This window comes from Anaerofilum hominis, assembly GCF_014287275.1.
In the GTDB taxonomy this organism is placed as follows: Bacteria; Bacillota; Clostridia; order Oscillospirales; family Ruminococcaceae; genus Pygmaiobacter; species Pygmaiobacter hominis.
Genome location: NZ_JACONZ010000002.1, coordinates 266,018 through 282,212 on the forward strand (window position 1 = coordinate 266,018; position 16,195 = coordinate 282,212).

12 protein-coding genes are annotated in these 16,195 nt (G+C 64.8%); 3 read left to right on the forward strand and 9 right to left on the reverse strand.

The window, feature by feature from the left end; all coding sequences use genetic code 11:
- Positions 1 to 143 precede the first annotated feature (143 nt).
- A complete protein-coding gene (locus H8S23_RS06365; protein ID WP_186887492.1) occupies positions 144 to 1,727 on the reverse strand; it encodes a peptide ABC transporter substrate-binding protein in 1,584 nt (527 codons plus the stop codon).
- 370 nt (positions 1,728 to 2,097) lie between these two features.
- The gene (locus H8S23_RS06370) at positions 2,098 to 4,185 is read right to left on the reverse strand and encodes a glutamine synthetase III family protein (protein WP_186887493.1); all 2,088 of its coding nucleotides are present in this window, start codon (positions 4,183 to 4,185) and stop codon (positions 2,098 to 2,100) included.
- 582 nt (positions 4,186 to 4,767) lie between these two features.
- Between H8S23_RS06370 and murD the strand changes: the two genes are divergently transcribed.
- Genes murD through H8S23_RS06385 form a run of 3 tightly spaced genes read left to right on the forward strand, consistent with a single transcriptional unit; the run spans position 4,768 to position 8,257 of the window.
- Positions 4,768 to 6,168: a UDP-N-acetylmuramoyl-L-alanine--D-glutamate ligase gene (murD, locus tag H8S23_RS06375; RefSeq protein ID WP_186887494.1), complete on the forward strand. Its 1,401-nt coding sequence runs from the start codon at positions 4,768 to 4,770 to the stop codon at positions 6,166 to 6,168.
- Positions 6,169 to 6,212: 44 nt separating this feature from the next.
- Positions 6,213 to 6,944 (forward strand): GNAT family N-acetyltransferase, encoded by a 732-nt coding sequence (locus H8S23_RS06380; RefSeq protein ID WP_186887495.1) that lies wholly within the window; start codon positions 6,213 to 6,215, stop codon positions 6,942 to 6,944.
- 47 nt (positions 6,945 to 6,991) lie between these two features.
- Positions 6,992 to 8,257, forward strand: coding sequence for a methionine gamma-lyase family protein (locus H8S23_RS06385; protein WP_186887496.1), 1,266 nt, complete (start codon positions 6,992 to 6,994; stop codon positions 8,255 to 8,257).
- Positions 8,258 to 8,527: 270 nt separating this feature from the next.
- On the opposite strand, the gene H8S23_RS06390 is transcribed toward H8S23_RS06385, so the two are convergent.
- The 7 genes from H8S23_RS06390 to H8S23_RS06420 form a co-directional block, all read right to left on the reverse strand.
- Positions 8,528 to 9,058: a GNAT family N-acetyltransferase gene (locus tag H8S23_RS06390; RefSeq protein ID WP_186887497.1), complete on the reverse strand. Its 531-nt coding sequence runs from the start codon at positions 9,056 to 9,058 to the stop codon at positions 8,528 to 8,530.
- A gap of 383 nt (positions 9,059 to 9,441) precedes the next feature.
- Positions 9,442 to 11,049 (reverse strand): MBOAT family O-acyltransferase, encoded by a 1,608-nt coding sequence (locus H8S23_RS06395; RefSeq protein WP_186887498.1) that lies wholly within the window; start codon positions 11,047 to 11,049, stop codon positions 9,442 to 9,444.
- A 58-nt stretch (positions 11,050 to 11,107) separates the two neighbouring features.
- Positions 11,108 to 11,518 (reverse strand): DUF2304 domain-containing protein, encoded by a 411-nt coding sequence (locus H8S23_RS06400; RefSeq protein WP_186887499.1) that lies wholly within the window; start codon positions 11,516 to 11,518, stop codon positions 11,108 to 11,110.
- A gap of 35 nt (positions 11,519 to 11,553) precedes the next feature.
- Complete coding sequence (locus H8S23_RS06405; protein WP_186887500.1) at positions 11,554 to 12,264, reverse strand: glycosyltransferase family 2 protein; 711 nt, start codon at positions 12,262 to 12,264, stop codon at positions 11,554 to 11,556.
- A 22-nt stretch (positions 12,265 to 12,286) separates the two neighbouring features.
- On the reverse strand, positions 12,287 to 13,534 hold the full coding sequence (locus tag H8S23_RS06410) for a glycosyltransferase family 4 protein (protein WP_186887501.1): 1,248 nt from the start codon (positions 13,532 to 13,534) through the stop codon (positions 12,287 to 12,289).
- A gap of 172 nt (positions 13,535 to 13,706) precedes the next feature.
- On the reverse strand, positions 13,707 to 14,834 hold the full coding sequence (locus H8S23_RS06415; RefSeq protein WP_186887502.1) for a UDP-N-acetyl glucosamine 2-epimerase: 1,128 nt from the start codon (positions 14,832 to 14,834) through the stop codon (positions 13,707 to 13,709).
- Positions 14,835 to 15,027: 193 nt separating this feature from the next.
- Positions 15,028 to 16,191 (reverse strand): polysaccharide biosynthesis C-terminal domain-containing protein, encoded by a 1,164-nt coding sequence (locus tag H8S23_RS06420; protein ID WP_243165912.1) that lies wholly within the window; start codon positions 16,189 to 16,191, stop codon positions 15,028 to 15,030.
- Between the last annotated feature and the right edge of the window lie 4 nt (positions 16,192 to 16,195).

Genomic DNA, 16,195 nt, shown 5'->3' on the forward strand with positions numbered 1-16,195 from the left:
AGATCGTCACAAAATTCAGAATACGGCCGCGGGGCCTTAAACCGCGGCCGCAGAACAAAAAAGCGCCTCCCGGCTGTGGGATCACAGCCGGGAGGCGCTTTTTTACAGTTTGTCCCCCGGGCTGCCTTTGGCCGGGGCGGGGGTCATTTCCGGCTTGCGCCGGTCAGGTCGATGACAGGGCCAAAGGGACTGACGACGACCCCTTTCAGGTCCGGGGCGAGATAGAATCCGCTGCTTTGAAATGCCAGCGGCGCCACGGCGGCGTCGCCCAGCAGCTGCCGCTCGGCAGCCCCCCAGGCAGCGGCCTGCGCCGCGGAGGCGGCAGCCGACAGCCCCTGCCGGGCAAAGCTGTCGAACGCCGTGCTGTGGTAGCGCGCCGGGTTGGCCGCCTCGTCGGAGAGAAAGCCGGTCAGCAGCGTTTCGGGGCCGCTGGAGGTCATGGAAAGGGGGATGAGCGCGATGTCGAACTCACCTTTCCGCACCCGGGCGAGCAGCTCGCTCTCGGGCAGGGCCTGTACTGAGAAAAAGGCGGACAGGCTGCGCTGCCAGCGCTGGTTGATGATCGGATACAGGTCTCCCCAGGGCTCGGTCTCCGGGATCAGTACCTGCAGGCCGGAGAGGCGCTCGACGCCCAGCTCGGACAGCCCCAGCCGGTAAAGGGAATAACTCTGCGCCTCCGCCAGGGAGGGCATCGCGTCCCCTACCGCGTCCCGATAAGGGCTGCCGCCGGTCAGCTGCGCGCTTCCCGGCACCAGGCCGTCCGCTGCGCGCAGATGCACCAGCCCGGACAGATCTTCCGCCGACAGCCGCGCCACAGAGGCAAGCGCCTGCCGGATGGAGAGGTTGGTGAGGGAGTCGTCGGCGCAGTTGAACACCAGCGTCCAGACCGTGGTCTCAAAGGTCTGGGAGGGATAGCCGCTCAATTGGGACTGCTGGTCCGCAGAGGCGAGCGCGCCGTCCTGCTGGCCTTCTGCCAGCCGCTCGGCGGCAGTGCTCCCGCCGTCGTCCGGCACCAAACGGATGCGGTTGACAAGATCGTTTTCGTCCCCCCGCAGGCGGCGCAGGGTCAGCCCGGACGCCGCGGACCAGGCCGTCGGCTGAAAAGCGCCGTTGCCCAGCACCGTCCCCACCGAAAGCCCGTAAGCGCCGGCGGTGGAGTCGAAGAACGCCTCGTTGCAGGGCATGGCCCCCGCGGAGGCCAGTTTGGCGGGCAGGCCGTCGTCCGGCGTGGACAGCGTGATCTCCAGCACCGTGTCGGATACCGCGCGCACCCCCAGCGAGGCGGGCCGCGCGGCGCCGGACAACACCTCCGCCGCGCCCCGGATGGAGAGGAAGCTGCGCGCCGAAGGCGCGCCCGTGGCCGGGTCCAGCAGCCGCTGCAGGGCAAAGACGTAGTCCCGCGCCGTCACCGGCACCGTGATCTTGTCCCCGTCGGTAAAAACGTCGTCCGGGTCCAACGTAAAGGTATACACCAGGCCGTCGGCGCTGACCTCCGTCTCCTGCGCCCGGTCCGGCGCGGCGCGGCCGGCTTCGTCCAGCCGGTAAAGCCCGGCAAACATGTTTTTGACGGCGGTGAGTTCCGCCGGGGTGGAGGCGAGCTGCGGGTCCAGGGTGGTGATGGCGTCGGAGGTATAATAGATAAAGTTGACCGCGTCTTTTTTGCAGCCGGTCAGCAGGCACAGGCACAGCATGCCCGCAAGCGTCAGCGCGGCCAGGCGTTTTGTCAACAGGGATCCCTCCTTTAAAAGACGATAAAAACACTCTATCAGTAGTAACGCAGGTCTGCCCTTAATGTTAACAAAAAGATCCTTAAAAAACAATGAATAAGCACAAAAGAACATCGAAAAATTTGTGAAAAAGACGAAATAACGCCCCATTTCTGCGAGATGTGCAAAAAGAATCAGCCGCTTCACCCCGGCAGAATGGCATTTGCGCGTCCCGCGAGGCATCCTTGGCGAAAAGGCCGGCCGGGGCGGATGCTTTTATCACTGCCCGCACCGGCTGCGCGCAGACGCGTGCGGGACAAGGGAGGGGGGCGGATCAATAAAAAAGTGGCGCCGGCGGCGCCACAGTGCTGGTGTTCATTTTTTGGCGGGTTTAAAGGTCGTACAGAAGGTCACTGTAACCCGGCATCGGCCAGGCGCTGTCGGCGACCAACTCTTCCAGCCGGTCGCAGGCAGCGCGCAGCCGGGCCATCTCCCCGGTGCGGATGCCATACCATGCGTCGGCCTCCTGCTGGGCGTCCCGGGTTTTCATGCCTTTGACCTTTGCCGCAAGGCGGTCGCGCGCGGCCTCCATCGCGTCGATGCCCGTGGCCAGCCGCTTGACGAGCTGTACGGTGGCGCGGCTGGAGACCCCCTCCTGCCCGGCATAATAGCTGCTGCGGGCGATGCGGCCCATAAACTCGATCGAGGCGGGCAGCACGCTGCGGTCCACCATCTCCAGCATGGTCAGGGCCTCGATATGGGTGGTCTTGACATACCGCTCCAGCAGCACCTCATAGCGGCTGTGACATTCGCCGGGGGTGAAGATCTTGGTGCGGGCAAACATCTCCACGTTTTTCTGGTCGACAAAGGCGCGGGCTGCGGCGGCCATGTGGTCCAGACAGGGCAGGCCGCGCCGCCGTGCCTCTGCGGCCCATTCCTCAGAATAGTTGTTGCCGTTAAAGACGATGCGGCTGTGCTCCACCCAGGCCTGCCGCACGATCTGCATCAGCTCGGCCTGCGGGTCTGCGGCGGCTTCCAGCCGGTCGGCATAACCGCGCAGCGTGTCTGCAACGACGCCGTTGATCACGGCATTGACCAGCCCGATGCTTTGGGAGGAACCCACCATGCGGAATTCAAACTTGTTGCCGGTAAACGCAAAGGGGGAGGTGCGGTTGCGGTCAGAGTCGTCCAGCGTTACCAGCGGCAGGCTTTTGACGCCGGTGAGCAGCTTTTTGCGCTCGCCGCCCTGCACCTCATGGCTGGTGGCCACGGCGTCCAGCACTTTTACCAGCGGGTCGCCCAAAAAGATGGAGACCACAGCGGGCGGGGCCTCGTTGCCGCCCAGCCGGTCGTCGTTGCCCGGGCAGGTAGCGGCCAGACGCAGCAGATCGGCATAGCGGTCCACCGCCTCGATCACCGCGCTCAAAAACAGCAGAAAGCGCGGGTTGCCGGCGGGATCCTTGCCGGGCTTGAGCAGGTTTTCGCCCCGGTCGGTGGAAAGGGACCAGTTGTTGTGTTTGCCGCTGCCGTTGACGCCGGCAAAGGGCTTTTCGTGCAGCAGGCAGGCAAAGCCGTGGCGCAGCGCCACCTTGCGCATCAGCTCCATCATGATCTGGTTGTGGTCGCAGGCGATGTTGGAGCTGGCAAAGACGCTGGCAAGCTCGTACTGGCCGGGGGCGACCTCGTTGTGCTCGGTCTTGGCGGGCACGCCCAGCGCCCACAGCTCCTCGTCCAGCTCGCGCATAAAGGCGCGCACCCGCTCGCTGATGCTGCCGTAGTAGTGGTCGTCCAGCTCCTGCCCTTTGGGCGGGCGGGCGCCCATCAGCGTGTGGCCGCAGACTTTCAGGTCCAGCCGCTTGTCAAACAGCTCTTTGTCCACAAGAAAATATTCCTGCTCGGCGCCGACGGTGGGGCGCACCGAGATCACCGCCTTGTCCCCCAGTGCCCGCAGTACCCGCAGGGCCTGCTTGTTCAGGGCCTGCATGCTGCGCAGCACCGGGGTCTTCTGATCCAGCGCCTCGCCGGTATAGGCGCAGAAAGCGGTGGGGATGTACAGGGTGGTGCCCAGCACAAAGGCCGGAGAGGTGGGGTCCCAGGTGGTATAGCCGCGGGCCTCAAAGGTGGCGCGCAGCCCGCCGGAGGGAAAGCTGGAGGCGTCGGGCTCGCCTTTGGAGAGCATCTTGCCGGAAAAGCTCAGCAGCGGCTGGCCGAAATCCACCCCGTCGATGAAAGCGTCGTGCTTGCCGCTGTTGGTGCCGGTCATGGGCGAAAACCAGTGCACATAGTGGGTGGCGCCCAGTTCCATGGCCCAGTTTTTCATCACCTCGGCCACCACGTCGGCCACGGCGGGGTCCCACTCCCCACCCTCGTCGCGGATGACGCGCAGGCATTCGTAGACGTTGCCGGGCAGCCGCGAGCGCATCACCCGGTCGTCGAACAGCCGGCTGCCGAACAGCTCTTTCAGATCGAAATCCGCCAAAGGTACCCCTCCCGGAATTTGTATATTTTGCTTAATTTTTATTGTGTCCTATTGTAGCACATGACAGCATCGCGGAGCAAGAAAAAATTTGGAGAAAAGGGCGCGGAGAGGCGGGCCCGGCGGGAACTTTCCGCACCGCCCGGCGCGGCGGCGTACCGGACCGGCAAAAGGCGCAGCGCGCCGTGCCCGGGCGGGGAGAACGGGCCTTTTACAGGCCGGGGGAGGGTACACGGCGGAAAAGACGCCGCTGAAACGGGAAGAGGGCCGCGAACGCCTGTGCCCGGGGGATGCGACAGCGGGCGGCACGCGGGCGAGCCTGCGCAACCGCGGCGCGGGAAACTTGCTCTCCCGCTCTCTGAAAAAACACAGTGTGGGCGCGTGGAAAGACCGCTCTTTTCGCGGTATCGGGGCGCGTCCGCATCCTGCGCGGCGCAGGGACGGAACGCTCCCCTGCGTCTAAGCCGGGCTTGATTGGCTCATCCTTTCATATTATAATGGTAAGGCTATGGACCGGCGCGGATCGCTTTGCGTCCGCCGCCGGCCGCCGGGCCAGATGAAACAGGGAAGAGGGGTCTTGCGGAAATGAAGACAAAGGCGGAGCTCTTTTTTGAAGGGCTTGCAGGCAAACGGGTGGCATTTATCGGCGCGGGGGTCTCCCACCGGGAGCTGCTGCCGCTCTTTGCAAGACAGGGGGCGGTCGTGACCCTCTGTGATCAAAAGAGTTCGGTGGAGGAGTTCGGCCCCCTGGGAGAAGAACTGCGCGCGCTGGGCGTGCGCTTCTCGCTGGGGCAGGATTATCTCGACGGCCTCAGGGGCCAGGATATGATCCTGCGCACCCCGGGGTTTGAGTATTTTACCCCCGCCCTGCAGCAGGCCCGGGCCGAGGGGGCCGAGGTCACCAGCGAGATGGAGCTGTTTTTTGAGCTTTGCCCCTGCAGGATCTATGCCGTGACCGGCTCGGACGGCAAGACCACCAGCACCACCCTCATCGCCGAGATGCTCCGGGCCGAGGGCAGGACGGTGCATCTCGGCGGCAACCTGGGGCGGGCGCTGCTGCCGGTGGTGGACACGGTGCGGCCCGACGACGTGGCCGTGGTGGAGCTGTCCAGTTTTCAGCTGATCTCGATGCACACCTCCCCCGATGTGGCCCTGGTGACCAACGTCACCCCGAACCATCTGGACCATCACAGGGACATGGAAGAATATGTCGACGCCAAGCGCAACATCCTGCTGCACCAGCGGCCGGGCAGCAAAGCGGTGCTGGGCTACGAGAACGAGATCACCCGCGCCATGGCAAAGGACGTGGTGGGCGATACCTACTGGTTCAGCCGGCTCCATCAGGTGGCGCGGGGGGCCTTTCTGGCAGAAAACGGGGACCTCTGCTTTGCGAAAGACGGGGTCGTGACCCCCGTGCTCAACCGCAGCGAGGTCAGGCTGCGCGGCCTGCACAATGTGGAAAACCTGCTGGGCGCCATCGCTACGGTGGCGGGCGAGGTGCGCTTTGAGACCATGGCAAAGGTGGCACGGGAATTTGCCGGGGTCGAGCACCGCATCGAGCCGGTGCGGCTGCTGCACGGGGTGCAGTGGTACAACGATTCCATCGCCAGCAGCCCCACCCGCACCATCGCCGGGCTGCGCAGCTTTGACCAGAAGATCATCATCATCGCGGGCGGCTATGACAAGCACATCCCCTACGAGCCGCTGGCGCCGGAGATCCTTGCCCATGTCAAGGTGCTGATCCTGATGGGGGACACCGGCCCCATCATCGAAAAAGCGGTCAGGGAATGCCCCGGCTTTGCCGGCAGCGGGCTGGTCATCGAACACGCGCAGGATATGGCCGAGGCGGTGGAGACCGCCCGGCGGCGCGCCGTGCCCGGGGACGTGGTCTCCCTCTCGCCGGCCTCTGCCAGCTTTGACAAATACCCGAATTTTGAGGTGCGGGGCCGGGATTTCAAGCGGCTGGTCAACGCTCTGCCCGAATGATCGCCCGGGTCGCAGAGGGGGACAGGGAGGCTTTTGCCGCCCTTTTGCAGCGCGATCCGCTTTTCGGCGGCCGCATCGCTACCGCCTTTGACTGCTGGGGAGAGCATCCCCGGGCCTGCGGCTTTTACCGCGCCGGCCGCTCCGCCGCCCTGCTGGTGCAGGGCGGCGGAGCGCTGCTCTGCGGGCGGCAGGAGGCCGCGGAGGCGGAGGAGCTGGCCGCTTTCCTGCGCTTTGCGGGGGTGGAGCGGCTGTGCTCCCGCGGGATCTGCCCGCCCGGCTGGCAGCAGCGGGCGCTGATCGAAATGGAGCTGCGGCAGCCCCCGGCAGCGGACAGCGATGCGGGGCCGGATTCTCTTCTGCCGCAGGGTGTGCGTCTGGAGCGGCAGCCCTCGCTGTGGCGGCTGAGGGAGAGCGGCCTGCTGGAGGGGGCGGACCCGGACGGCTGGTATGCCGACGCCTGCGCCCGGCGGGCGCGGGGGCTGGCCCTGATCTGGACGGTGGAGCGGGACGGCGTGCCGCTGGCCACGGCCGGGCTGTACAGCCTGCGGCCGGACGGCGCTTATCTCACGGCTGTGGCGACACGGCCCGGGGCCCGCGGACACGGTTATGCGGCCGCGCTGGTCCTGGGGCTGTCCCGCGCCTGCGGGGGACGGCCGGTGCGGCTGCTGTGCGGGGAGCCGCTGCGGGGATTTTATGAAAAGCTGGGGTTTGCCGCGTCCGGCACGGCGGTGGAAGCCGTCTGCCCGCCCGGCGATGCGGCTGCGCGGCATCGATGAAAAAAGGCCCTGTTGCGGCCGGAAAAACAAAGGAGAACACAAAACAGATGATCCAGGATTTTTTTGACGTCTCGGACGAGCTGCTGGAGATCGACCGGCAGGCCATGGAGCGGTGCGCGGCGCGGTTTGCCGCCATCGAGGAGATCAAGGAGCACAATCAGTGGAAGATGCTCAGGGCCTTTACCAGCTGCGGCGTGGCGGGCAGCCACCTTGTGGGCACCACCGGCTATGGCTATGATGACCGCGGCCGGGATATGCTGGACAGGGTGTTCGCCGCTGCGGTGGGGGCGCAGGACGCCCTTTGCCGGCCGCATTTTCTCTCCGGCACCCATGCCCTGGCGGTGGCGCTGTTCGGGGTGCTGCGGGCAGGGGACACCCTGTTTGCCGCCACCGGGCGGCCCTACGACACGCTGGGGGGGGTCATCGGCCTGGACGGCAGCCGTCTGGGCAGCCTGGCCGAGTTCGGCGTGCGCTATGAGGAGGCCCAGCTGGGGCCGGACGGCAGCCCCGACCTTGCGGCCGTTGAGGAAAAGAGCCGCGGCGCCAAGGTCTGCTATATCCAGCGCAGCCGGGGCTATGCCAGCCGCCCGGCCCTGTCGCTGCAGACCATCGGTTCCATCGCCCAGGCGGCAAAGCGGGCAAACCCCGAAGTGATCGTGATGGTGGACAACTGCTACGGCGAGTTCACCCAAAAGGACGAGCCGGTGAGCGTGGGCGCGGACCTGATGATCGGCAGCCTGATCAAAAACGCGGGCGGCGGCATCGCCCCCACCGGCGGCTATATCGCGGGCCGGGCCGACCTGGTGGAGCTGTGCGGCCACCGCCTGACCGCGCCCGGCACCGGGCGGGAGCTGGGCTGCACCATGGACGTGCTGCGCCAGCTGTACTTGGGCCTGTATTACGCCCCGGGCGTCACCGCCGAGGCGCTCAAGACCAGCGTTTACGCCAGCAGTCTGTTCAGCCTGCTGGGCTATCAGACCTCCCCGGCCTATGACGCGGACCGCAACGACATCATCACCAGCATCGAGACCGGCAGCCCGCAGGGGCTGACGGCTGTCTGCCAGGGGGTACAGGCGGGCAGCCCGGTGGACAGCTTCGTCACCCCGGAGCCCTGTCCCATGCCGGGATACGACGCAGAGGTGATCATGGCGGCGGGCGCTTTTACGATGGGCAGCAGCATCGAGCTGTCCTGCGACGGGCCCATGCGGGCCCCCTACACCGCCTATCTGCAGGGCGGCCTGAATTTTGCGGCCAGCCGCGCGGGACTGCTGCTGGCCGCCATGCGGCTGAAAAAGAGCGGGGCCCTGCAATAAAGGCAGCCCGCTTTCGGGACAAAAGGGAAACCGGCGGCAAGGCGTCCCAAAACAAAAACGCGCGGCGGCTTTCCCGCGGCGCGGCAGACAGGCGGGACGCGGCAATAAAAAAGAGAGGAGCTACCGGCGGCAGGCCGGTAGCTCCTCTTTGATGCAGGGCAGGAAAAAGCGGGAGATATCCGCCGCCTCCCCGGCAGGGCCGCCGCACGGGGCATTTCCGCACCGGCGCCCGGTGCCGCCTCCTTCCATCGGATCGCCGGGGCCGCTCTCTCACAGCAGGTATTCCAATTGGCAGTCAAAGGGTTCCTCTTCGACATGTTTCTGATTGCAGACCTCCGCCTCGCGGCAGCCCATAGCGCGGTAAAAGGCCTGGCTCTCCACGGCGGAATGCGCGGAGATATAAAGCTTTTTTGCGCCTTTTCTCTTTGCCCACTGCGCCGCCGTCAAGAAAAGTGTTCTCCCGACGCCGTTCCTGCGCAGATCTTCCGAAACGTGGAGGTTGGTCAGGTCAAGGTACTCCCGGCCGGCGCCGAACCACGCAGGGCTCACGGAGGCAAACCCTTTCAGCCGCCCCTGGTCAAACGCGGCGCAGACGAACCCGCCGGCTGCCAGCAGCTCTCTCAAATGGACGAGCAGGGCCCGGCGGTCGCTTTCCGACCAGTCGTCGATGAAAGGATCGTCTTTGACGGTCCACTCCCCGTTTTCTTTCCGCCAGCATTTCGTTACGTTCTGGCGGCGCAGAAAGCCCTCAAACAGCCCTTCGCGGATATCCTCCGCACAGCAGCTTTTGTAACAGATCACAGTTTGTTCCACTCCTGTTTCAGATCGCGGTAAAAAACAGCGCTCCCTCTGCCGGCCCAAACAGACGTTTTTTCCACTGCCGGAGTTTTGAGAGAAAAGTGTAAAAGGGCCGGCTTCTCTTTGCCTTTTGCGGGTGGAGGCCCGATGCCGGTCAGGTGGATGCGGACGCGGCGCAGCCTTTTGGGACAGGGCAGACGCGGCAGCACATCGGCGGGGCTGCGCCGGAAAGCCTGAAAAGCCGGGCGCAGGGCAAAATGCGGGACCCAGGGATCAGGGAAAAAACCAAGCGCGGGAGAACGGCACAGGCGCACCGGGCAGACGCAAAGGCTCCTTTTTTGTTAAAAAGGAGCCTTTTGCTCTACAAATACTAATTTTCGACAGGTTTAAAACTGTCCGTAGATAAAGGGGGTGGCGCCGAAAACACCGAAAAAGAGGATGCCCAGCAACAGCAGATAGTATCCCACCCAGCGCAGCGCAAAAGGCCAGCGGCCAACCGCCTCCGCCAGCGGCCGCCGCCGCTCCAGCGCTTCGGCGACGAACATCAGCAGGATGGCGCACACCAGCGCCGCACCGTTGTTGGCGTAAAAGCCGATCCCCGCAAGGGCGCGGTCCACCGCCGTCCAGCTGGCCAGAGTGCGCCCCAGCTGCACAGGCAGGCGGTAGATGAAGAGCAGCGCTTTGTCCAGACTGTCAGCCCGGAAGAAGATCCAGGCGAAGGTCACCATGCAAAAGGTCGCTGCGCGCTGCAGAAAATGGTGCAGCCGTTTGCAGCGGTTCAGCCGGGTGAGCCGGTTCACGGTGAGGCGCAGGGGCTTTGTGAGCCGCGAGATCACATTATACAGACCGTGCAGACCGCCCCAGACCAAAAAGGTCAGCCCGGCGCCGTGCCACAGGCCGCTGACCAGAAAAACGATCAGCGTATTGGCGCAGGCGCGCGCCACCCCCCTGCGGCTGCCGCCCAGGGGGATATAGAGATAGTCCCGCAGCCAGCTGGAGAGCGAGATGTGCCAGCGGTCCCAGAATTCGCCGATGGTGCGGGCCGCGTAGGGCCGGCGGAAGTTGCCGGGCAGCTTGAAGCCCAGGCAGCGTGCGGCGCCCAGCGCAATGTCGGAGTAGCCGGAAAAGTCGGCGTACAGCTGCACGGCATACAGCAGGGCGGACACCAGCAGCTGAAAACCATTATAGGACCCGGGGGACGAAAAGGCCAGCTTGAGGATGGCGGCGGCGTTCTCGCTGATCACCATTTTTTTGAAGTATCCCCACAGCATCTGCCGCAGGCCCTGGCTGACCATGGCGCAGTCGTAGCGGTGGACCCGGTTCATCTGGTGCAGCAGATCGCCGCTGCGGCTGATGGGGCCGGACACCACCTGGGGGAAGAACGAGAGGAACAGCGCGCATTTTACCGGGCTTTTTTCCGCGGGCGAGACGCCGCGGTAGACGTCGGCCAGATACCCCACCGCCATCAGGGTGTAAAAGCTCAAACCGATCATCCACACCGGGGAGAGCGCGGGGGCGGCCTTGAGAGACCAGCCGAACCACCCGTTCAGCAGCGAGGCGAAAAAAGAGGTGTACTTTACATAGATCAGCGCGCCGATATTGGCCAGCACGCCGGCGGCCAGCAGCAGCCGGCGCGCGCTGCGGGAGACGGGCCGGTCAAGGGCCAGCCCCAGCAGGTAGGTGACAAGGGTGAGCAGCGCCAGAACGGCCAGCGCGGCGGGGTGTGCACGGCCGCCCGCAACGGTCGCAAAATAGTAGAAAAAATAGCTGCACACCAGCAGCCAAAGGTTGCGCGCGGCCTTTGGCAGCAGATAATAAAGCAGCACGCAGAGCGGGAAAAAGAGCAGAAAGGCAAGGGAATTAAAGCTCATCCCCTTTTGCAGCAGGCCGCCCAGCCAGTCCCCGACCGACTGCAGGGAAAAGGGCTGGCTGAAGATCTCCTGCTGCAGAAAGCGCCAAAGCTCCTGCACCTGCTTTGTGAATGTCTCCGTCATACCACCAAAACCTCAACTCATGGATTCGCCGCGCCGCAGCGGCGTAGGGGGATGCGGTTCAGTGACGGCCGGGGCCGGGCTTTTGGCCCGCGTCCTCCCCGGCGTTCTCCCGTCCGCTTTCCAGCTCGCGGATCCGCCGCTCCAGCAGGGCGGCATTCTGGGTGAGGGACTTGATCTTCAGGGCGAAACCGCTGACCACCGCCGAGAGGGAGAGCAGGATCAGCAGCACAAAGGCCAGGATCACCATAAAGACGAAATTGACCGGGTTGAGCACATGCAGCAGGTCGCCCATCACCAGCACGATATAGGGGAACAGGGCGAAGATCAGCAGCACAAAGCCGGAGATCAGCCAGATGATGGCATACTGTACGCCCAGCTTCTGCTTTTTGAGCAGGTAGAAGATGACGCCCAGATAGAGCAGGACCCCCAGGATCATCGCCAGCCGGAATGCCGGGAACATAATATCCATTTTACTTCACCTCAAAAGGATGGGGATGACGCGGCTCACTGCCGGCGCCGCCGCCGGGAAAAGGACAGCCGGTAGACGATCAGGGACAGGCAGACCTTGACCATGTAGTAAGCGGATTTGAAAGAGCGGATGCTGGAGGTGCCGCCCATGCGCTCTTCCATCACCACCGGCACCTCGCCCACCCGGTAGCCCGCCGCCAGCGCGGCCACGATGGCCTCGGGCTCGGGGTAGTCCTGGGCGTAATGGCGGGCATAAAATTCGGTCAGGGCGCGGTTGCAGGCCCTAAAACCGCTGGTGGTGTCCCGCACCTTTTTGCCGGTGAGCACCCGGATAAACAGGCTGATGATGTTGATGCCCAGCCGCCGCAGCGGGCTGGACTGGAAGCCGTCCTTGGTAATGAAGCGGCTGCCGATGGCCATATCCAGACTGCCGTCCAGCACCGGCTGGACCAGCGCGCGCAGATAAGCGGGGTCGTGCTGGCCGTCGCCGTCCATCTGCACCGTCACATCGTAGCCCCGCTCCACCGCGTAGAGATAGCCGCTCTGCACACCGCCGCCAATGCCGAGATTGACGGGCAGCGAGATATAGCTGTAGCCCTTTTCGTCGCAGATCTCACGGCTGCGGTCGGTGGAACAGTCGTTGACGATGAGATAGTCCACCTCGGGACAGGTCTCTTTCAGACGGGTCACGACCCGTTCCAGATTTTCCTCTTCATTGTAGCAGGGGATCATTACCAAAATCTTCAAAAGCGGATGCACCTCCGGTCGGTCAGCAGTCCCCGGCAGAGGGCTGTTCCCCGCCGAGTATAAAGTCGGTGAGCTGCCGCAGCAGCGTCTTGCGGTCGAAGTGGGCGGCGTTGTAAGCGCGTCCGCGCCGGCCCAGCTCGGCGCGCTCGCCGGGGGACATGCGGTACAGCCGCAGCAGGTTTTCCGTCAGCGCCTCCGCGTCGCCGGCCGGGCTGGCAAAACCGCATCCCGCCTCCTGCACGACCCGGGCGCCTTCGCCGTCCATGCTGGCCAGCACCGGCCGCCCCGCGGCGCAGTAGCTGGTGATCTTGGCGGGGATGGTCAGGCCGAGATCTTCAGTGCCCGCCAGACAGGCGACCAGCGCGTCGGCCAGCGTGTGGTACCGGGGCACGTCCTCTGCGGGATGCGGCCCCTCATAGGCAAAATAAGAGTCCAGCCCCTCGGCGCTGATCCGCTCCAGCAGGGTCTCGCGGCTCATGCCGTCGCCGACCAGGATGAACCGGATGCCCTGCTCCCCGCGCCGGCGCAGGCACAGCGCGGCCTCTACCAGGGTGTCCAGCGACTGGGCGGGGGAAAAATTGCCCGCAAAGACCACGTTGAACTTGTCTGCAAAACGGGCGCGCAGCGCCTCGTCCTCCACGTCGCGGGTGTAGAGGTCCTCGCAGTACTGGGGCACCACGGCCACGTCGCCGGTGCGCTTGCCGGTGCGCTCGATCAGCTTTTGCCGCAGCCCGGGGGACATGGCGATCAGCCGGTCCGCCGCCCGCATGTGCCAGCGGGAGACGCCAAAGGCCAGCGCGCGCAGGGCGCGGTTTTTGATGGGCAGCACGGAGTAGAGGTTTTCGGGCCACAGGTCCAGCACATAGATGGTGGTGGGCACCCGGTGCAGTTTGCCGTACACGATCGCCGGAAAAGCCATCAGCACCGGGCTGGTCTCGTAGCAGAACACCGCGTCGTAACGGCGGCCGTGCAGCCGCAGCAGATCAAAAACCGCAAAAAAGGGGAAGGAGACATAGTTCCAGAAGATGCGCGGGCCGGTATTCCCCTTGCGGGGCACCTCCCAGGCGCGGAAGATCTCCACCCCGCCGCGGGTCTCCCGCCGCCGCTTAAAAAAGCCGTAGCCGGGGAACAGCTCCCCCTTGGGGTAGTTCGGCAGCCCGCAGAGCACGTCCACCTCGTAGCCCAGTTCGGCAAAGCCCTGGCAGACGTCGGTGCTGCGAAAGGTCTCGGGCCAATAGTGCTGGCTGACGACCAGGATCCTTTTGGGCAATACGACACCACCTTTTGGCAGAAGATGAAAAAACGGGGCGCGCGCCGCCGCTGCGGCGGTCTGGAAAAGAGAACAAAAGCGGGCGGGGCCGCCAGTGCGGGAAAAGATCTCAAAGGTCCCGCGCGCCGCGCCAAAGCGCGGGCCGCTGCTCTTTCTCTGTGCCCGCGGCGGCTCAGCGCTTGAGCCACACCGTCTCGTTGACGATCTTGGTATAGCTCTGGATCAGCTTGACCACCTTTACGGAAACGTTGAGGTCGGCATAGTCTTCCGCCATCACCACCGGCTCTGCGTTGTCCCGCATCGCAACAGCCAGCTCCATGGCCTGTTCCACGTCGTCGCCGCGGATGCCGCCGATCACCACGCTGCCCTTGTCCAGCACCTCGGGGCGCTCGGTGCTGGTGCGGATCAGCACCCCGGCAAAGCCCAGCATGGCGCTCTCCTCCGACAAGGTGCCGGAATCGGACAGCACGCAGTAGGCGTTTTTCTGCAGCTTGTTGTAGTCGAGAAAGCCGAAAGGCTGCATCTCCCGCACCAGCGAGTGAAACCGGAACTGCCGCGCTTCGATGTACTTGCGGCTGCGCGGGTGGCAGGAGTAGATCACCGGCATGCCCGTGTGCTCGGCAATGCGGTTCACCGCCCCCATGAGGGACATGAAATTTTCCTCGTTGTCGATGTTTTCCTCCCGGTGGGCGGAGAGCAGGATGTACCGGCCGGGCGCAAGGCCCAGCTCTTCCAGCACCCGGCTGTCCTCTATGGCTGCGGCGTGGGCGGCCAGCACCTCGCGCATGGGGCTGCCGGTGACGAAGATCGTCTTGCCGTCCAGCCCCTCGCTGAGCAGATAGCGGCGGGAATGTTCGGTATAGGGCAGGTTGACGTCGCTGATGTGGTCCACGATCTTGCGGTTGATCATCTCAGACACGTTCCAGTCCCAGCAGCGGTTGCCCGCCTCCATGTGAAAGATGGGGATCTTCAGCCGTTTTGCCGAGATGGCGGACAGGGCGCTGTTGGTATCGCCCAGCAGCAGCACCGCGTCGGGGCGCTCTTTCACCATCAGCTCATAGCTCTTCGCGATGATGCCGCCCATCGTCTCGCCCAGATCCCTGCCCACGCAGGACAGGTAATGGTCCGGCTGGCGCAGCCCCAGATCCTCAAAAAAAATGCCGTTCAGACGGTAATCGTAGTTCTGGCCGGTGTGCACCAGCAGATGGTCGAAGTACCGGTCGCAGCACTTGATGACCTCCGACAGCCGGATGATCTCGGGCCGGGTGCCGACGATGGTCATGAGCTTCAGTTTTTTCATTTTATCACAGCCTCCGTGGGAAAGTTTTGGCCGCCCGGATGCGCGGGGCAGCCCGGCGCCGGGTTTGAGGACCGCGGCCCGGAAAGGCCGGAGGGCTGAAAAGACAGCCTGCGGCCGGTCCGGCCGCCCCGGGATAGAAACGCCCGCCGCAAAAGGCCGAAACAGACGGCCGGAAAACGGCGGCAGGGCCGCGTCAGTCCCCGGTCACCGGCAGGGGCCAGGTGTCGGGATGGTCCGGGTCAAAACACTCGTTGGCCCACATCACGGTCACCAGGTCGCCCTCGCCCTCGTTTTCGATGGAGTGGGTGTAGCCGGTGGGGATGTCCACCACTTCCAGTTTCTCCCCGCAGACGTGATACTCGTAAACAGGGCCGCCGTCGGCCCGGCGGAAGCGGATGCAGGCCCGGCCGGATACGACGAGGAACTTTTCGTTTTTTGTGTCGTGCCAGTGGTTGCCCTTGACGATGCCGGGGCGGCTGACGTTGACGCTGACCTGGCCCCGGTCCGGGCTGCGCAGAAATTCGGTAAAGCTGCCGCGCGCGTCCGCGTGCGTCTTCAGCGGGTATTTGAAGCCGCTCTCCGGCTCAAGATAGGACAGATAGGTGCTGTAGAGCTTTTTGGTCAGGGGGTCGGACAGGTCCGGCACCTGCAGCGTGCCGCGGCTGTCGGCAAACGAGCGGATGGTGTCCGCCAGCCAGCTCAGCGTGGTCTCATGCACCGGGGCGATGGCAAAATAGCCCGGGCGTTCGGGGTCGGGCAGGCTGCGCCCCTCCAAAACGCCGACAAGGGCGTCCACCACGTCGTCGATGTAGACCAGCGGCAGCGAAAATGCGGGATCGCGCACCTGCACGGGCAGCCCGGCGGCGATGTTGTGGCAGAAAGTGGCCACAACGCTGTTGTAGTTGGGGCGGCACCATTTGCCGAACACGCCGGGCATGCGGGTCAAGTGGACGGGGGCGCCGGTGTCGTGGCTGTACCGCACCAGCTGCTGTTCCGCCAGGGCCTTGCTGTTGCCGTAATCGCTGCCGTTGCCCACCTGGATGCTGCTGGTCATCAGCACCGGGCAGCGGCCCCCCGCCCCGGCCAGCAGGGCGCACAGGCGGGCGGTCAGGTCGCTGTTGCCGTCGTAGAATTCACTGGGGTCCCGGGGGCGGTTGACCCCGGCCAGATGAAAGACAAAACGGGCTTGCGCGCAAAAAGCGGCCAGCTCGGCGTCGGTGTTCCCGCGGTCAAAGCGCAGGACGTTGGTGTAGCCCCGGTTCTGCAGCGCAAGCACCAGGTTGCGGCCCACAAAACCGTCCGCGCCGGTCACCAGGATGGGGTCCCCTTTTTGCAGGGGCCGAGACTGTGCGGCCAATGGG